Below are 16,363 nucleotides of genomic sequence, written 5' to 3'. Positions count from 1 at the left end.
AGATCACCTCGCAGGGCGCCCCAGCGTTGCCGGTCCCGAGCAGGAAATGCACAAACTGCGCTGAATTCCCTCCCTAGACCGTGAACCTGCTGTTGACGCTCCCAGATACGCATATCAGGGGGTCCTGAGACCGCCGTTGAGCGCTTCCGCACTAGCCGAGCGGAAAAATGCATTCTCTCGAGCAAGAACGATTCACCGAGGGCTTGAGACCAAACAGATTTCATCACGGAAAGGCGGCCGGTCTTCTGGCGTCATAGACAAACCCCTGCTCAGGAAGCTGCGGAACTTAGAGAGCAGTCCCGCTCGTCACTTTGCTTAAGTTGGCCGCTTCGAAGTCGTCCCATCCAAAAGCGCGAACATTGGTAATGACGATCCGTGCTGGCCAAGGCTTACCAGCTCCATCTCCTCGCTCATCGTCCGTGTAAGAGCCTCTGCTGGTAGATGGATGAGTCCGTCCAGATGGGAGCCAAGTCGCTTCTCCGCTGCGGTAATTTCTGAATCGCTCGCGATGGCAAACAACGCCTTGAAACCATGGCTTGTGAACCATTCCACCTGTCGAAGTTCGAGCTCCTGTCCGGCATCAACAGGTACGCCCGCCGCCGACCGCTCGATCATAGATGCGGGCGGGAAATTGGCGACGCCGGTGATGCCGGCATCCTTCAACGATTCGGCAATATCCTCCCAGCAAGCGAAGGGGTCGATCATGAGTATCGCCGCATAGACATGAGGAGCGGACGTTGCCTTGTCGAGGGTTAGCAAGTCTCGCAAAAGACAGTCGTTCCAGTCGAGGATTGGCAGGGTCGCCATGACTAGCAGCGAGCCTTCTGGAAGGCTGCGCAAAGAGGGCGCGTAGACTTGCAATTGTGCGCCTTTAGCTATGTCCGACATGCGTGTAGCAAGTCTGCCGGGAACTCTCGCTCTCACCGTTTCTACCCAATGTTACCCATTTGGACGCCTCACCGATCTTATACCCGGTTAGAGCCGGGTCTAGACCACCTGTTGTTAGGAATGGTTCTGGGAGGAAGATCGTGTCTCACCATTGTACGGACGACCACAGGTCGGCCCGGGATGGTAACCTGTCCGAACTGGCGACCGGATCCACGACTACAGACGCGGTCGCGATCGTGGCCACCCTGGATACCAAGGGCCGCGAGGCGTCTTACCTTGCCAACATTATCGAGGCGTGCGGCCGCAAGACCATCCTGATCGACGTCGGCACTAAGAGGGATGACGGCGACAAACAAGCCGATGCGAAGACCCCCACCGAACTCTTGAAGCAGATTGCTGAAAGGACGCGCAGTAAGGTTGGTGACCTCCTGGGATCAGGAACGATCAGCGCGATTATCGGGGTTGGGGGTGGCAAGGGGAGCGCGGTTTTCGGCGAGGTTGTGTCTGAGCTGCCTTATGGCTTTCCGAAACTTTTGGTAAGCAGCGCAAGGCCTGCGCTACTCGCCGAATTGGCCACTCACAGCGACATCATTCTCTATCCGACGCTGGTCGATCTCTTCGGCATCAATGTCTTTACCATAAGGGTGCTCGAGAACGCAGGGCGTGCCATTGCGGCCACGCACTACGTTCCCGTCAAAGTTGGACGAGACAAGAAGGTCGTTGCGATCACTGCCTTCGGCGTGACTACGCCGGCGGCGAATCAGTGCGCAGCGCGGCTTGCCGACGCCGGCGTAGACGCAATCGTCTTTCCGGCTAACGGGGCGGGCGGCCGTAAAATGGAGCAGCTGATCGCAGCTGGTGAATTCGACGCCGTCATCGATTTGACCACAACGGAGCTCGCAGACGAAATCGTTGGAGGTACCGCAAGCGCCGGTCCGGATCGGCTCAAGGCAGCGTCGCGGCAAAAGATTCCGCAAGTGATCGCGCCCGGTGCGGTCGATATGGTCAATTTTGGCCTGCCATCGAGCGTTCCCGATCAGTTTCGCGGTCGCCAGTTCTACGCCCATACGCCTTACACGACGCTCATGCGCACAACTGCGTCTGAGAACGCGAGCATTGGCCGGCTCACGGCAGAACGGCTATCGCGAGCAAAAGCGCCCACAATGGTCCTTTGGCCCGCGAAAGGCGTATCCGATTACGACCGCCAAGGCGGCATCTTCTACGATCCGGAGGCCGACAAGGCTTGGCTGGATGGGCTCAAGGAACATCTCTCCGCGCCCGTCATGGTCCGCGACCTGAACTGTCACATTAACGATGGCGAGTTCGCCGAGGCTGCCGCGGCATGGATCCTGGAACAACTCACGCAAGAAGGTTCATCCCATGCGGATGTTTGAGCGAACGGAAATCCTTTCCAGGATCGAAGGACAGGTGGCGGAGCGAAAAGCAATTCTCGCGGCAGGAAGTAGCTGCGGCCTGGTCGCGAAATGTGCCGTTCTCGGAGGTGCCGACATGCTGGTGGTCTACTCGACCGGCCTGTCGCGTCTGATGGGGCTTCCCACGAGCCGGATTGGCGATTCCAACGCACGCACGCTGGAGCTTGCGGCGGAAATTCGTAACGTGGTGTCTTCCGTGCCGGTGGTTGGTGGTATCGAGGCTTGGGATCCCCTCCGGCTCGATCTCGATGCTCTTTTGGACAAGTTCTGGGCTGCTGGGTTCTCCGGCGTCATCAACTATCCGACGATTTCCACCATGGGTGACAACTGGCGTGACCGCCGCGGCCGCGTCGGCCTCGGCTTTGAACGTGAGGTCGAGCTGATCGCTCTCGCGCGCAAGAAGAATATCTTTTCGCTCGCCTATGTCGCAAGCCCTCAGGACGCCAAAGCGATGGCAAGTGCAGGGGCCGACTGCATCGTCCCACATGTCGGCGCAACGCGCGGCGGCCTGGTCGGTCATGAGGACGGGCAATCCATAAAGGAGGCTATCCGGCGCATCAATGAGATCAATGCGGCGGCGCGAACCGTCCGGTCGGACGTCCTCTCGCTTTGCCATGGTGGGGCAATTGCCGAGCCTGAAGATACGATCGAGGTCTATCGGGCGACCGAGTGTGTCGGCTTTGTTGGCGCGTCCTCAATCGAAAGAATTCCAATTGAACGGGCAGTGAAAACAGCGACGGCGGAATTCAAAGCTGTCCCGCTTCCGCAAACTCATTGATGTTCACTGCAACATGCAGCGAGGCCGCATGAACACACCAAATAACCGAGCTAAATCGGACACGGTCGCTTTCGCCTCCAAAGGAGGGACGAGGCCGGATCAGGGCTGGGACACAGATGTCCTCGTGATTGGCAGCGGCGCGGCTGGACTGTCGGCGGCGCTCTATGCGGCAAAGGCCGGACTGCGCGTCATTGTATGCGAGAAATCTCCGCGACTTGGCGGAACGACGGCCCTGTCGAATGGCATGATCTGGGTTCCTTGTTCTGCTCAGGCGCGCGCGGCTAACAACCATGACACCATCGCCAATGCGAGGACATACCTGCAGCATGAACTCGGCGTTCATTATCGTGCGCAATTCATTGATGCCTATCTTGAAGACGGCCCGGCGGCGCTAACCGCGCTCGAGAACGGCACGAGTGTCAAGTTTACCTTGGCCTCTACGCCCGATTATCACTCGAGCCAACTTGGCGGCGCTGATACGGGACGGGCACTGAGCCCCGCCCCCTATGATGGGCGGCTTCTAGGCAACGACTTCGATTTGATTGGTGACCCCATTCGCGTTGTGCTCGGGGGCATGATGATCTCATCGAGTGAGGTGAGAAGCTTTCTCAATCCGCTCCAATCTGTTGCGTCGCTCAAGCACGTCTTAGCTCGCCTGAGCCGCTATGCGCGGGATCGGCTCAGGTTCAGGCGTGGTACTGAGCTCAGCGGCGGGAATGCCTTGATCGCGCGGCTGCTGGTGAGCCTGCGCGAGTACGGCGTAGAAATTTGGCCATCTTCTCCAGCGCTCGAACTCATGAAGGAAGGCGGGCGCGTCACGGGTGCTGTTGTCAAGCGGATCAACCTTGACATCCGCGTGCGCGCCTCGCGTGGTGTTGTTATCGCAACCGGCGGCTTTGCCCGGAACGCGCAGTTGAGGGCGGACCTCAGTGGTGCACACCAGCATGACGTTACGTTGGCCCACGCCGATGTTAACGGTGACGGCATTGAGCTTGCAACCACGCTCGGGGCCGCCATTGACAAAGATGTCGCATCCGCCGGCTTCTGGACCCCAGTCTCAATCCTGAAACGCGGCAGCGGCTCGCAGGTCGTGCCATACGGCTGGCTCGACCGCGGCCGTCCTGGGGTCATTGCTGTCGGTCCAAATGCCAGACGCTTCGTCAACGAATCGAATTCGTACCACGATATTTGCCTGGCAATGTTTGAAAACGGATATCCAGCAGATAAGCGATTCTACTTCATCTGCGATCACCAGTTCGTGCGATTGAGGGGCATGGGACACCTGCTGCCATGGCCCTGGACGTTGAGCATCGGTAAATATGTCCGCCTTGGCTACATCAAGGCAGGTGAAACGATTTCGGAGCTCGCAAAGCAGCTGGGACTAGATTCCGCTGTGCTTCAGAAGACGATCGAGGAACACAACGCGCACGCCGCCCAAGGACGCGATCCCCTCTTCAAGCGTGGGGAATCGGCTTTCAATCGAACGCTCGGCGATCCGACCGTGGGAAAAAATCCAAATCTTGGACCAATCAAAGACGGACCATTTGTCGCGTTGCCGATCGTTCCGGCAACGCTTGGCACGGCGACCGGATTGGCGACCGACAGTTACGGAAACGTCCTGGATGCACAAGGCAACGCAATCCAGGGTCTTTATGCTTGCGGCAACGACATGACGTCGCCGATGCGCGGAATTTATCCCGGGGCAGGCATAACAATCGGTCCGGCCATCGTATTCGCCTATCGCACCGTCAACGCAATAATGCTTTCCGCCGATCAGGAGCAAAAAGCCGTCGCTTCCGGAGCTTGACCGTCTATCACACTCGTGTGTTGGCGGGGAATATGTGCTCGGGTCCAGGGCGCGCATCGATAGAACTGGAGTCGGACAGCCTTCATCAGCAGCTCTCAGCGGACGTGGCTCCCGACCCGCTTGGCGGCCGGTCCGAGCGTGGTGAGCCCCGGCGGAGGGGAGATCGCCGCACCACCTGTCTTCGATGTTATCGCAAAGAGCTGGGCTCCCATAGGTGTTCCAAGGCACATGACAACGGGAGAAATCGATCGTTCAACAGCTAGGCTGCGTACTGACGAATCGAAAATGTCAGGACAAGCCGCGCAGGCGTCTGCTTCCCCGACGCGATCGAAATCCGCCGGCCGCGAGGCAGTGATGCAACTCGACAAGATCGATTTTCGTCTTCTTGATCTCATCCAACGAAACAATCGCCTCTGTAGTGAACAACTTGGAAGTAAGGTCGGCCTATCCGCATCCGGAGTTCAACGTCGGCTGAAGCGCCTTCGATCCAAGGGTGTCATAGAGGCAGACGTTTCCATCATTTCTCCAAAAGCAATTGGACGGAATGTGACGGCAGTGGTTCTCATCTCCTTAGAGCGCGCGCGTGCCGACACCATCGATCGTCTAAAGCGGCAAATTCGCAAGATGGCTGAAGTGATGAGCGCATTCTACGTTACAGGTCTGGCCGATGTCGTCTTGCTAGTTACCGTAAACGATATGGAAGATTACGAGCGGTTTGCCCGGCGTCTTACAGACGAAAGTTCAGACATAAAGCGGATTGAAACAATGGTTGTCATGGATCGGTTCAAAGCAGGATTCACTTTGCCAATAGCGTCCATCGCATAGTGTTAATCGACTGCCGATGAGGACATTGGCTTGCACAACTGCCGTCGACCGCAGTCCGTAAGGGTCGGCTTTGGACTTTATGTTAGATCGATCACATTCTTTCAGATGGGGGATACGTTGCGTCGCTCGCGTCACGCCAAGATCGTAGCAACCGTCGGTCCGGCAAGTGCCGAGCCTGAGAAGATACGTGCTCTCTACCTTTCCGGGGCAGATATCTTTCGGCTAAACTTCAGTCACGGAACCCACAAAGACCACGCCAAGAGTTATGTGTGTATCCGCGAACTCGAGCGTGAATTCGGCCGGCCGATAGGCATTCTGCAGGATCTCCAAGGTCCAAAGCTCCGCATCGGCTCCCTTGAAGAAGGCAGGCTGGTTTTGCGTGCTGGTGAAACGGTCCGCTTTGTGATCGACGGAGCCAAAGGAGAAAAGCAATCGATACCCTTGCCTCATCCGGAGATTTTTGCAGCCGTCCATCCCGGACAAGAACTTCTCATTGATGATGGCCGGGTGCGCTTGAGGGTCACCGAGCCAGGAGACGGAGAAATCGTTGCGCAAGTGGCGGTCGGAGGCCTGGTCTCGGACCACAAGGGGGTCAACGTGCCGGGGGCCATGCTCGACTTATCTCCGCTCACCAAGAAAGATCGCGCCGACCTTGCGTTCGGTATTGATCTTGGGGTCGACTGGGTGGCCTTGTCCTTTGTTCAGAAACCGTCCGACCTGATCGAGGCGCGCGCCATCATTGGCGAGGCCGCAGGTTTGATCGCTAAGATCGAGACGCCGATGGCGCTCGATCGTATCGACGACATCATTGGGTTGTCGGACGGCGTTATGGTGGCGCGCGGTGATCTTGGTGTCGAAATCCCAGCCGAGGAGGTCCCTGGCCGGCAAAAGGAGCTCGTGCGCGCCTGTCGGCGTGCCGGAAAATCCGTCATCATCGCAACGCAAATGTTGGATTCCATGGTGGCTGGGCCGACGCCGACGCGGGCGGAAACCTCAGATGTCGCGACCGCCATCTATGATGGAGCCGATGCTGTGATGCTATCTGCTGAATCGGCAAGCGGGGCCTACCCGATTGATGCTGTTGCCATGATGGATCGCATCATCAAAAGCACGGAGCGGCATCATCTCTATCGGTCGCTGATCGAAGCTTCTCGAGCTGACGTGGACAGTACCCCTTCGCATGCCGTCGCGGCCGCAGGGGCAGACCTTGCCGCTACAATTGGCGCCAAGGTCATCATCGGCTTCACGGCAGGCGGGACGACGGCCGCTCGGATCTCGCGCAGCCGGCCGCCGGTGCCGATCCTTGCCCTTACTCCGGATGAGAGAGTGGCTCGGCGCATGAGCTTGTTGTGGGGGGTGCACAGTGCGGTGTCCAGCGATCCTTCTGGCTATGAGGAGATGACGCGCATCGCCTCGGCGGCCGCGCACCACGAGGGCTATATTCGATTGGGTGACTTGGCTGTGATCGTCTCTGGAGTGCCGTTTGGACTTAGAGGCGCGACAAACAATCTTCGCGTTGTCGCTTGTTAAGACAATGCCCTTGATTCGCGCTGCGGAAGACCACCCGATCGCCATATGGACCACGCTCAGGATTCAGCTGTGACGGGACGCCGATATTGCTTGAGTTCGAGGCGGCATCAGCCTTCCAAGCTGAATACGAGGGTTCGATTCCCTTCACCTGCTCCACGGCACGATTTTTCGCGCTAATCTACGATATGATGCGATCGCGTTCGCTCGCCGGTTGCCCCTGGGGCTTCATCGGCTGTACCCAATAGCGCCCCATGCAAAGGTGAGGCTCTGCAAGATGCCCAATGATGGATTGGAGCGAGAGGCCAAGTTTTTCAATTGGTTAGAGATCGTCGTATGCACGGCGTGTGCACCGGGAGATCAAAAAAATTCTTATCACATCCTATATGAGCAAGGATTTCCGCGCTGGGCTGATCCTGAAACGGCAATGCGACCGGCTCTCGAGGAAACGGCGTCAAATGATGCGCGGCCGGGAGGTGCAACACTGCGTAGCATTCAGTTCGCGCAACGCGCCTCGAGCGCATCGACAAAGGCGCGATCCCATCGGCCCTCGCGGATCGCGTCGATGGTGCCTTGCTCTTTTTGCTCCTGCGCCAATGCTTTCTCGATGACCGTTGCGGCCAGGGACGGTGGGAATGCGAGGAGTCCGTCCTGGTCCCCTACGATGATATCGCCCGCGTTCACGGGCATGCCGCCGACAGTGATCGGGACGTTGATCGCTCCGGGACCATCCTTGTAGGGACCACGATGAGTCACGCCGCGCGCATACACGGGAAAAGTGCGTGCACGGATTTCCCCGACGTCGCGAATGGCGCCATCGAGCACCATGCCGGCAAGCCCGAGCGAGGCTGCTCCGAGCGTCATGATCCCGCCGACCAGTGCGTTGGAGATATCACCGCCGGCATCGACAACCATCACGTCGCCGGGACGGCAGAAGTCGTAGGCACGAAGGATGGCGAGGTTGTCGCCGCCGCGGGTCTTCACGGTCACGGCAGTGCCCACCATCGGCGCCGGGGAGTGATAGGGGATTAGCCCAACGCTGCCGCAATTGCGGTGCAGCTGGTCGCTGAGCAGAGCGACCGCGATGGTCCGCAATTTCGCGATCACCGCGGAATCCACTTGCGGAGCCGAGGGATTCTTTTCGATGCCGGTGTTTGACATGACGTGTTTCCGATCGGGATGCTAGCGGAGTTCGGAGACGGCGTGAGCGATGCGGTTGATGCCGTCGTCGAGCACATCGAGGGATGCGGCGATCGAGATGCGGAAGTACGGCGACAATCCGTAGGCGCTACCTTGGACCACGGCGACGCCAACGCTTTCGAGCAGATACATCGCGACGTCGCCGTCAGTTTCCAGGTGCGCACCGGCAGGCGTTTGTCGACCGATCAACCCGGCGCAATTGACGTAGAGATAGAACGCGCCGTCGGGTGGCAGGCAGCTCAAACCCTCGATCTGGTTGATATGCGTGAGCATACGATCGCGGCGGGTACGGTAGATTGCGACGCTTTCGGTAACGAAGCTCTGGTCGCCGTTGAGCGCTTCGACGGCGGCAGCCTGACTGATTGAGCAGGCGTTGCCGGCGGCCTGTGACAGCAGCGTCTTCAGCGCACCGATCAGATCGGAGGGCCCGGCGATCCAGCCGATCCGCCAGCCGGTCATCGCGTAAGTCTTCGACACGCCGTTTACCGCAAGCACGCGGTCCGCCAGTTCGGGGGCAGCGTTCAGCAGGTGCGGCGTTGCACGGCCATCGAAGCGGATGTGTTCATAGATGTCGTCCGTCATGACCAGCACGTGGGGATGCCGTGCGAGAATGTCGGCCAGCTTGCGATATTCCGCCGCCGAGTAGCTTGCGCCCGTCGGATTCGACGGCGAGTTGATGATCAGCCATCGCGTCTTGTCCGTGATCGCAGCTTCGAGTTGCTCTGGCGAGATCTTGAAGCCTTGGCTTTCCGGACATGCGACGATCTTCGGAACGCCCTCGCAGGCGATCACCATGTCGGGGTACGAGACCCAGTAGGGAGCCGGGATGATCACCTCGTCCCCGGCCTCGATCGTCGCCTCCAATGCGCTATAGATGCCGCTCTTGCAACCATTGGTGACGATGATGTCGGAAGGTGAGTAGACGAGATTGTTCTCGCGCTTCAGTTTGGCTGCAATCGCCTCGCGCAGATCGACGGATCCTGACAACATCGTGTAGCGGGTTGCGCCCTTGTCCATCGCCTTTGATGCCGCGGCGCGAATGTTCGCAGGGGTATCGAAGTCCGGCTCGCCGACGACAAGGCTGACGATGTTCCGGCCCTCACGTTTCAGCGCCGTTGCCCGATCGGCCGCCGCCGAGCTGGGCGAGGGCTTGATGCGCCTCACCCGTGCGGAAATACGAGGATGGTTCATAGTGATTGACCCTGGCTAAGCGAGGTGCGACGCTAGAGACAGAGCGCGGCGCTGGCCAACACGAGTTCAATCTGGCCTGATAGGCATATCTTATGGATGCTCTTTTCCCGATCGGGAGCAGAATACAGTCCCAGGGGACGACGTGAATCTCAGGCGGCTGCAGTATTTCGTGAAGATCGTCGACGTCGGCAGCCTGACGCAAGCCGCCGATGTGCTGCATGTGGCGCAGCCCGCGCTCAGTCAACAGCTCGCAACCCTCGAAGGCGAGGTGCGTCAGCAGCTTCTCGTGCGCACCAAGAGCGGTGTGGTGCCGACCGAGGCGGGCAAGGTGCTGTATCGCCACGCCCAGCTCATCCTGCGGCAATGCGACCAAGCGCGAGCCGACATGAATGCGGCCGCGAAGAACATCTCCGGTGCCGTGGCCGTGGGGCTCGCGCCAGGGACTGCCGCGGCAGGACTGGCTCTGCCGCTGCTACGCACGGTGCGGGCTCGACACCCCGGTATTTTGCTCTATTTGAACGAGACCTACGGCACCACGCTCTCCGAGCTCGTGATGAATGGCCGAATGGACTTGGCGGTTCTCTACGGCGGCAAAACCGCCGTCCACGGCCTCTCATTCCAGCCGCTGCTGCGGGAGCCGCTTTACCTCGTCGGCCGCGGCAGCATGGTGGCGCCGCCGGCCGAAGTGCCGCTCGCGATGCTGGTTGACACCGATCTTTACCTCGCGCGTCCGTACAACGTCGTCCGCAAGATGGTGAACGACGCTTTCGCTGCCATCGGCAAGGTGCCAAAGGTCGTCGCGGAAATCGAATCCGCCAGTACCCTGACTGCCGTGATCTCCGACGGCCTTGGCGCCACCATCCTGCCCGAATCGATGGCGCGGCAGGTCGCATCCTCCTGTGATGCCTGGCAATCGTGCATCATCGAACCGGTGATCGAGGCGCCGTTGGCGCTGTGCCAGTCCGATCATTTGCCGCTCTCCGAACCCGCACAGGCGATCAAGGAAATCCTGCTTGAGCTTGTGGCCGGTCTGCCGGGCCATCTGATTGCGCATGAAGAGCGATCTCAGAATGCGTCATAGCGCTCTCTTATAGGGGCAAAGCCAATCCGTCTTGGTCGGCAGGAATCGATGGCGCTAGCGTCGAGGCCGGTGTTGCGCATGCAGCGCCACGATACTGTGGGCGGCGGAACATGGATTTGGACCGGATCAAGACCCTGATCGATGCGATGGCTGCGTCTGATCTGAACGAGATGGAGTTCAGGGAAGACGGCTGGTCGCTCAGACTGGTCCGACGGGCGCAGCCTGGCGATATGGTTCGCGCACCGGTCGAGACGGTCCCATCCGCAAACGCCAGACCGCGGCCAATTCGCGCCGAACCCGGTGTCGCGCCGAAGCGAGAGGCGAAGGTCGCAGCGCCTTTGTTCGGTATTGTGCATCTGCAACCGGCGCCGGATGCGCCCGTCTTCGTTTCGGTAGGGCAGGCTGTGACGGCTGGAACGCCACTCTGTGTCATCGAGGCGATGAAGATGTTCCACGAGGTTCGCGCCGAACAGGATGCCACGGTGTCGGCGATTTTGGTTGCTTCCGGTCAGGAAGTCGAGGCCGGCCAAGAACTGATAAGGTTGGCGTGACCCATGTTTGGATCGGTTCTCATAGCCAACCGGGGAGAGATTGCCCTACGCATCCAGCGGACCTGCCGGCGTCTCGGACTGCGAACGATCGTGGTCCATTCCGAGGCCGATCGAGAGGCGCCGTATGTGCGTCAGGCCGACCTGGCTCTGTGCATCGGACCCGCCGCGGCGGCGCAGAGCTACTTGAATCAGAAGGCGATTCTGTTTGCGGCCGAGGTCAGCGGAGCCGAAGCGATCCACCCGGGCTACGGATTTTTGTCCGAGAATGCAGGCTTTGCCGAGCAAGTCGAAGCCGCGGGCCTGACATTCATCGGCCCGACTGCTGCGAGCATGCGCGTTAGGGGTGACAAGATCGCGGCCAAGCGCGCCATGAGAGCGGCAGGCGTTCCGTGCGTCCCCGGTCCCGATGCGGCCCTGACTGACGATCTTGATGTCGTGCGCGCGACGGCGGGCGAGATTGGCTATCCCGTGATCCTGAAGGCGGCTGGTGGCGGCGGCGGTCGCGGCATGCGGATGGTGGAGAGCGAGGGCGGCCTGCGCGACGCGCTGCTCCTGACCCGGGAAGAGGCGCGGCGGGCGTTTGGCAACAGCGAAATCTATGTCGAGAAATTCCTCGGTCGGCCGCGCCACGTCGAGATACAGGTGATCGCCGATATGTACGGTGACGCGGTCTGGCTTGGTAGCCGCGATTGCTCACTCCAACGGCGACATCAGAAGGTCATCGAGGAAGCGCCAGCCCCGCGGATCGAAGATGCGCTGGTCCGTGAAATCGGCGAGCGCTGTGCGGAGGCTTGCCGGCAGATCGGCTATCGCGGCGTCGGCACTTTCGAATTTCTGGTCGAAGATAACGCGTTCTACTTCATCGAGATGAATACGCGCCTCCAGGTCGAACATCCCGTCACCGAGATGACCGCTGGAATCGATCTTGTCGAGGCTCAGATCCGTGTGGCGCAGGGTGAGCGGCTGCCGTTCAGGCAGGGCGACATCGCCTGTCAAGGTCATGCGTTCGAGTGCCGCATCAATGCTGAAGACCCTGACAGCTTCGTGCCGTCACCCGGTGTGATCGACATCTGGCAGATGCCGGGCGGGCCTGGCGTGCGCATCGACAGTCACGCGGGTGCCGGTTACCGCGTATCGTCTTACTACGACTCGCTGCTCGGAAAGCTTATTGTCCATGGCGCGACGCGCGATGAGGCGTTGGCCCGTTTGCGCGTAGCGCTCGACGAAGCGCGGATCGAGGGAATTGCAACAAACCTGCCGCTGCACCGGCGCCTCGTTGCCGACCCCGATTTTATCCGCGGTGGCGTCAGTATCCACCATCTCGAGGCGAAACTTCGCCAGAGTGGGCAGCCATGACGACGGATCGGCCTCGCACAAGCCTGCTCGGGACGACGGCTCTGCTGTTTGAGGCGCCCGGCGAGACTACGCTCGAAACGCAGCGGCGGATTTGGGCCATGGCGCAGGAGGCTGCCGAATTTTCCGGTGTGTGCGAGGCCGTGCCAGGCATGAACAACCTCATGCTGGTCTTTGGCGAGCCGCCGCGACGACCGGAAGAAATCGAACAAGGGCTCATCGAACTCTGGAACGGCGTCGAGCCGCTTCCGATTGCCGGGCGCTGCATCGATCTGCCCGTCGCCTATGGCGGCGAAGCCGGACCGCATATGGCCGATGTCATCGAACACACCGGCATGAGCGTCGATGAGATCGTCGAACGCCACAGCGCGCCTACCTACACCGTATTCGCGCTCGGAAGTCATCCCGGCTATTGCTATCTCGGCGGCATGGATGAGCGTATCGCGACGCCGCGCCGCAAGGTGCCGGTGCTGAGGATTCCGGGCGGAGCGGTATCCATCGGCGGTAGTCAGACCGGCGTGTCTGCCTCCGACGGACCCAGCGGATGGAATACGATTGGCAGCACACAGGTCGCGTTCTTCGATGTGAATCGCAGCCCGCCCGCACTACTTCAGCCGGGCGACAGCATCCGCTTTAGGGTTGTCCGGGTATTGCGATGATCAAGATTTTATCAGCAGGCGCGCTTGCGACGGTCCAGGACCTCGGCCGTACCGGTGGCCTCAACCTTGGCGTTGGGGTATCGGGCGCCATGGATCCGCTCGCGCTTGCCGGAGGCAATATCCTGCTGCGTAACGAGGAGAACGCCGCAGTCATTGAAGTTCCGGTTCTTCCTTTCAAGGTTCGTTTCGAGCACTCGACTGTTTTTGCTGTCACCGGCGCCGACTGTGCGGCAAGGATCGATGAGACGGCAATATTGCCGTGGTGGGCGCATCGCGCCCAAGCGGGGCAGGTGCTGTCGCTTTCGCTTCCCAAGCAGACGACATGGCGCGCGAGCCGCGCCTATCTGTGCGTCGCGGATGGCATTGACGTGCCGGCCGTGCTCGGCTCGCGCAGCACGCAGTTGCGAGGCTCGTTTGGTGGCCACGAGGGGCGGCCGCTCCGCGATGGTGACGAACTGCCGGCCGGCCGTTCGAATGGCCGGGCCATGCCCGGCTTCGGTCTGACGCCGCCCGGGCTGACGCTTCCGCTTGAAGCCGACGGTGTGCCCGCCGTTCGCGTGTTACCGGCCGCCGAGTACGACTGCTTCACCAGTTCATCGCACGATGCATTGTGGTCCACCGCCTGGAAAATCACTCCGCAGAGCGACCGCTATGGCTACAGACTTGCCGGCCCTGAGCTCAACCCGCTGCGTCCGCTGGAATTGCGCTCACATGGCATCGTGCCTGGCGTCATTCAGGTGCCCCATAACGGCCAGCCCATCATCCAGATGCGCGATGCACAGCCATCCGGCGGCTACCCCAAAATCGGTACGGTGATCGAGGCAGACCTCTGGCGCCTCGGCCAGGCGCCGATTGGGAGCAGCGTCCGCTTCATCCGCTGTAGCTGGGATGAAGCGCTGAGCGCCTCGGCGGATATCCGCCGCTGGCTCGCAAACGCCCGTCGTCTCGTCGAGCTTCACTGCGGCGAAGGAGGAGACCGATGAGCAATCCTCTCGATCACGTCGACCAGATAAGCGTTTGGCTCAAGGACGCCGGTCTCGCACTGCTCGAGCTGCGCGGTCCGAGCGCCACGTTGCGCTTGGTGAACGACGGTGCATCGGTACGCGTCGTTGCTGGCGAGGAATCCCCGTCCGTCGACGCGCCGTCAATGACCGTCCGCGCGCCATCGCCGGGCATCTTTCTCGATCGTCACCCGTTTCACGAGCATGCAATCGCCTTGACCGACACCAATGTCAGGGCTGGCGAGCCTCTCGGCTTCCTGCAAATCGGTCCTTTGCTTTTAGCCGTGCCTGCGCCCCGGTCAGGAACGGTGACAGATATGCTGATCGACCACGGAACGATCGTGGGTTACGGCACGCCGCTGTTCCTACTGCGCCCGATTGAAGGTGAGGCATCATGAAGATCGATCTCAACGCCGATATGGGCGAAGGTTTTGGTCCGTGGCCGATGGGCAATGACGAGGCGCTGCTCGACCTCGTGTCTTCGGCCAACGTCGCATGCGGCTTTCATGCCGGTGATCCCCTGATCATGCAGCGCACGGCGGAGCGCGCCAGGGCGCGCGGCGTCGACCTGGGGGCGCATGTCGGGTTTCCGGACCGTCAGGGATTTGGCCGGCGCGTGATGCAGATCGACCCCACCGAGCTCGCCGCCATGGTCACTTACCAGCTCGGCGCGCTCGACGGCATCGCGCGGGCTGTCGGGCATCGCGTCACGCATATGAGCTTTCACGGTGCGCTGGGCAACATGGCTGCTGCCGACGCCGATCTTGCTCGACCATTGGTGCACGCGGTCGCCTCGTTTGATCCCAATCTCCTGATCGTTTCCTCGAGCAGTAGCGCCATCGAAGGGGCGGCGGCACAGTGCGGTATCAGGGTCGCCACGACGTTCCTGGCTGACCGGGCCTATGACGGCGAGGGCCTGCTGGTGTCTCGGGCGAAGCCCGGCGCGGTCATTCACGACGCCGGGGTGGTTGCCGAGCGGGTCGCGCGTCTGCTGCGTGACGGCGTGGTCATTGCCTCCAGCGGAAAGGCGCTCGCCATGCCGGTCAAATCGATCCTGCTGCATGGGGATACCCAGGGGGCCGTCGAGCTGGCCCGAGGGATTCGGGCCTCGATCGAGGCTGCGGGCGGCGAGATCGTGCCGGTTTCCCGGCTTGTGGCGGGCTCCGACGGGCCCGCTGGGCGATCATAAGGGGACCTTATCCCACCACATTTAATCCGTCTTGGCGGGAAAGTTACGCGATCGTTTAGCGTGTTGAAAAGGCGAGGAGCCCGATGCCATTCTCCGATTACAGGACTGCTCTCGTTACCGGCGCCTCGTCGGGCATCGGTCTTGCGGTCGTCGAACGCCTGGCGCGCGAGGGCCTCAAGGTTCATGCGCTCGCGCGGAGCGCGGATGCGCTGAAAGCCTTGGCCGATCGCACCGGCTGCATCCCGCATGCGATCGACGTCCGAGATATTGCGGCTATCACCAAGCTTGCTCAGGGTCTAGAGGTCGACGTGCTCGTCAACAGCGCGGGCGTCGATCGGCCGAAGAAATTTCTCCAGGCGGATGCGGAGGACATCGACCTCCTGGTCGACGTCAACCTGCGCGCGATCCTGCATCTCTGCCGCCTGCTCGTGCCGGGCATGGCTCAGCGCGATCGCGGCCACGTGGTGAACATCACGTCGATCGCCGGCGCTTACAACTTTGCGGGCAACTCGAGCTATCACGCGACCAAGGCGGCCGTCAGCATGTTGACCAGTCAGCTCAGGGTCGATTGCTTCGGCAAGCGCGTGCGTGTCACCGAAATCTGCCCCGGCCGGGTTGCAACCGACATCTTCGCCCATGTCCACGGCGACAGCGCCGAAACGCGTGCGAACTTCATCGAGGGCTTTGAACTGCCCGAGGCAAAGGACATTGCCGACGCGATCGCATTTGCGATTGCCGCGCCGGTAGCGGTGAATGTCGGCTACATCGAGATCACACCGACCTTGCAAGTGCCGGGTGGCTTGTCGACCACTCGCCCCGAGGGCTCTCCAAAACCCGTTCTGCCGACTTAGACGAGGGGCACGCGATGAAGGGTTTCGAC

Annotated in this window: 16 protein-coding genes; 13 read left to right on the top strand and 3 right to left on the bottom strand. The window is 60.8% G+C overall.

Annotated features, from left to right (window positions below; all coding sequences use genetic code 11):
- Positions 1-315: 315 nt before the first annotated feature.
- On the bottom strand, positions 316-888 hold the full coding sequence (locus A3AS_RS0120210; protein ID WP_020508706.1) for a hypothetical protein: 573 nt from the start codon (positions 886-888) through the stop codon (positions 316-318).
- 140 nt (positions 889-1,028) lie between these two features.
- Here A3AS_RS0120210 and A3AS_RS0120205 point away from each other — a divergent pair, with 140 nt between their 5' ends.
- The 5 genes from A3AS_RS0120205 (at position 1,029) to pyk (ending at position 7,261) form a co-directional block, all read left to right on the top strand.
- The gene (locus A3AS_RS0120205) at positions 1,029-2,282 is read left to right on the top strand and encodes a Tm-1-like ATP-binding domain-containing protein (RefSeq protein ID WP_018319381.1); all 1,254 of its coding nucleotides are present in this window, start codon (positions 1,029-1,031) and stop codon (positions 2,280-2,282) included.
- The gene (locus A3AS_RS0120200) at positions 2,269-3,099 is read left to right on the top strand and encodes a phosphoenolpyruvate hydrolase family protein (RefSeq protein WP_018319380.1); all 831 of its coding nucleotides are present in this window, start codon (positions 2,269-2,271) and stop codon (positions 3,097-3,099) included. The genes A3AS_RS0120205 and A3AS_RS0120200 overlap by 14 nt, the downstream gene beginning before the upstream one ends.
- Before the next feature lie 28 nt (positions 3,100-3,127).
- Entirely contained in the window at positions 3,128-4,906 is a 1,779-nt protein-coding gene (locus A3AS_RS0120195; protein WP_063707587.1) for an FAD-dependent oxidoreductase, read from the top strand.
- Between the two features lie 354 nt (positions 4,907-5,260).
- The gene (locus tag A3AS_RS0120190) at positions 5,261-5,731 is read left to right on the top strand and encodes an Lrp/AsnC family transcriptional regulator (protein ID WP_018319378.1); all 471 of its coding nucleotides are present in this window, start codon (positions 5,261-5,263) and stop codon (positions 5,729-5,731) included.
- 117 nt (positions 5,732-5,848) lie between these two features.
- Complete coding sequence (gene pyk / locus A3AS_RS0120185; protein ID WP_026202169.1) at positions 5,849-7,261, top strand: pyruvate kinase; 1,413 nt, start codon at positions 5,849-5,851, stop codon at positions 7,259-7,261.
- A gap of 492 nt (positions 7,262-7,753) precedes the next feature.
- Here pyk and A3AS_RS0120180 read toward each other — a convergent pair whose 3' ends face one another.
- Both A3AS_RS0120180 and A3AS_RS0120175 read right to left on the bottom strand, forming a co-directional pair.
- Positions 7,754-8,419, bottom strand: coding sequence for an RraA family protein (locus A3AS_RS0120180; RefSeq protein WP_018319376.1), 666 nt, complete (start codon positions 8,417-8,419; stop codon positions 7,754-7,756).
- A 21-nt stretch (positions 8,420-8,440) separates the two neighbouring features.
- Positions 8,441-9,649, bottom strand: coding sequence for an aspartate transaminase (locus tag A3AS_RS0120175; protein ID WP_026202168.1), 1,209 nt, complete (start codon positions 9,647-9,649; stop codon positions 8,441-8,443).
- Positions 9,650-9,791: 142 nt separating this feature from the next.
- On the opposite strand from A3AS_RS0120175, the gene nac reads away from it, so the two are divergent.
- The 8 genes from nac (at position 9,792) to A3AS_RS0120135 (ending at position 16,334) form a co-directional block, all read left to right on the top strand.
- Positions 9,792-10,730 (top strand): nitrogen assimilation transcriptional regulator NAC, encoded by a 939-nt coding sequence (nac, locus tag A3AS_RS0120170; protein WP_018319374.1) that lies wholly within the window; start codon positions 9,792-9,794, stop codon positions 10,728-10,730.
- A 110-nt stretch (positions 10,731-10,840) separates the two neighbouring features.
- The gene (locus A3AS_RS0120165; RefSeq protein ID WP_018319373.1) at positions 10,841-11,281 is read left to right on the top strand and encodes an acetyl-CoA carboxylase biotin carboxyl carrier protein subunit; all 441 of its coding nucleotides are present in this window, start codon (positions 10,841-10,843) and stop codon (positions 11,279-11,281) included.
- A 3-nt stretch (positions 11,282-11,284) separates the two neighbouring features.
- Positions 11,285-12,637: an acetyl-CoA carboxylase biotin carboxylase subunit gene (gene accC, locus A3AS_RS0120160; RefSeq protein ID WP_018319372.1), complete on the top strand. Its 1,353-nt coding sequence runs from the start codon at positions 11,285-11,287 to the stop codon at positions 12,635-12,637.
- Positions 12,634-13,293: a 5-oxoprolinase subunit PxpB gene (pxpB, locus tag A3AS_RS0120155; RefSeq protein WP_018319371.1), complete on the top strand. Its 660-nt coding sequence runs from the start codon at positions 12,634-12,636 to the stop codon at positions 13,291-13,293. The genes accC and pxpB overlap by 4 nt, the downstream gene beginning before the upstream one ends.
- Positions 13,290-14,276, top strand: a complete 987-nt coding sequence (locus A3AS_RS0120150) for a biotin-dependent carboxyltransferase family protein (RefSeq protein WP_018319370.1) — start codon at positions 13,290-13,292, stop codon at positions 14,274-14,276. The genes pxpB and A3AS_RS0120150 overlap by 4 nt, the downstream gene beginning before the upstream one ends.
- A complete protein-coding gene (locus A3AS_RS0120145) occupies positions 14,273-14,692 on the top strand; it encodes a hypothetical protein (RefSeq protein ID WP_018319369.1) in 420 nt (139 codons plus the stop codon). The genes A3AS_RS0120150 and A3AS_RS0120145 overlap by 4 nt, the downstream gene beginning before the upstream one ends.
- Positions 14,689-15,483: a LamB/YcsF family protein gene (locus A3AS_RS0120140; RefSeq protein ID WP_018319368.1), complete on the top strand. Its 795-nt coding sequence runs from the start codon at positions 14,689-14,691 to the stop codon at positions 15,481-15,483. Before A3AS_RS0120145 ends, A3AS_RS0120140 begins: the two co-directional genes overlap by 4 nt.
- Before the next feature lie 83 nt (positions 15,484-15,566).
- The gene (locus A3AS_RS0120135) at positions 15,567-16,334 is read left to right on the top strand and encodes an SDR family oxidoreductase (protein ID WP_018319367.1); all 768 of its coding nucleotides are present in this window, start codon (positions 15,567-15,569) and stop codon (positions 16,332-16,334) included.
- Positions 16,335-16,363: the final 29 nt, after the last annotated feature.

The sequence above is a fragment of the Bradyrhizobium sp. WSM2793 genome, from assembly GCF_000379585.1.
Lineage (GTDB): Bacteria > Pseudomonadota > Alphaproteobacteria > Rhizobiales > Xanthobacteraceae > Bradyrhizobium.
The sequence above is the reverse complement of the archived record's forward strand: the minus strand, read 5'-3'. Positions and strand labels throughout refer to the sequence as shown.

Excerpts from the sequence above, each read along its gene's own strand:
- A3AS_RS0120195 (WP_063707587.1), top strand. The coding sequence starts at position 3,128 with ATGAACACACCAAATAACCGAGCTAAATCGGACACGGTCGCTTTCGCC.
- A3AS_RS0120140 (WP_018319368.1), top strand. The coding sequence starts at position 14,689 with ATGAAGATCGATCTCAACGCCGATATGGGCGAAGGTTTTGGTCCGTGG.
- A3AS_RS0120145 (WP_018319369.1), top strand. The coding sequence starts at position 14,273 with ATGAGCAATCCTCTCGATCACGTCGACCAGATAAGCGTTTGGCTCAAG.
- A3AS_RS0120165 (WP_018319373.1), top strand. The coding sequence starts at position 10,841 with ATGGATTTGGACCGGATCAAGACCCTGATCGATGCGATGGCTGCGTCT.
- A3AS_RS0120200 (WP_018319380.1), top strand. The coding sequence starts at position 2,269 with ATGCGGATGTTTGAGCGAACGGAAATCCTTTCCAGGATCGAAGGACAG.
- A3AS_RS0120210 (WP_020508706.1), bottom strand. The coding sequence starts at position 888 with ATGTCGGACATAGCTAAAGGCGCACAATTGCAAGTCTACGCGCCCTCT.
- accC (WP_018319372.1), top strand. The coding sequence starts at position 11,285 with ATGTTTGGATCGGTTCTCATAGCCAACCGGGGAGAGATTGCCCTACGC.
- A3AS_RS0120135 (WP_018319367.1), top strand. The coding sequence starts at position 15,567 with ATGCCATTCTCCGATTACAGGACTGCTCTCGTTACCGGCGCCTCGTCG.
- A3AS_RS0120150 (WP_018319370.1), top strand. The coding sequence starts at position 13,290 with ATGATCAAGATTTTATCAGCAGGCGCGCTTGCGACGGTCCAGGACCTC.
- A3AS_RS0120180 (WP_018319376.1), bottom strand. The coding sequence starts at position 8,419 with ATGTCAAACACCGGCATCGAAAAGAATCCCTCGGCTCCGCAAGTGGAT.
- A3AS_RS0120190 (WP_018319378.1), top strand. The coding sequence starts at position 5,261 with ATGCAACTCGACAAGATCGATTTTCGTCTTCTTGATCTCATCCAACGA.
- pxpB (WP_018319371.1), top strand. The coding sequence starts at position 12,634 with ATGACGACGGATCGGCCTCGCACAAGCCTGCTCGGGACGACGGCTCTG.
- A3AS_RS0120175 (WP_026202168.1), bottom strand. The coding sequence starts at position 9,649 with ATGAACCATCCTCGTATTTCCGCACGGGTGAGGCGCATCAAGCCCTCG.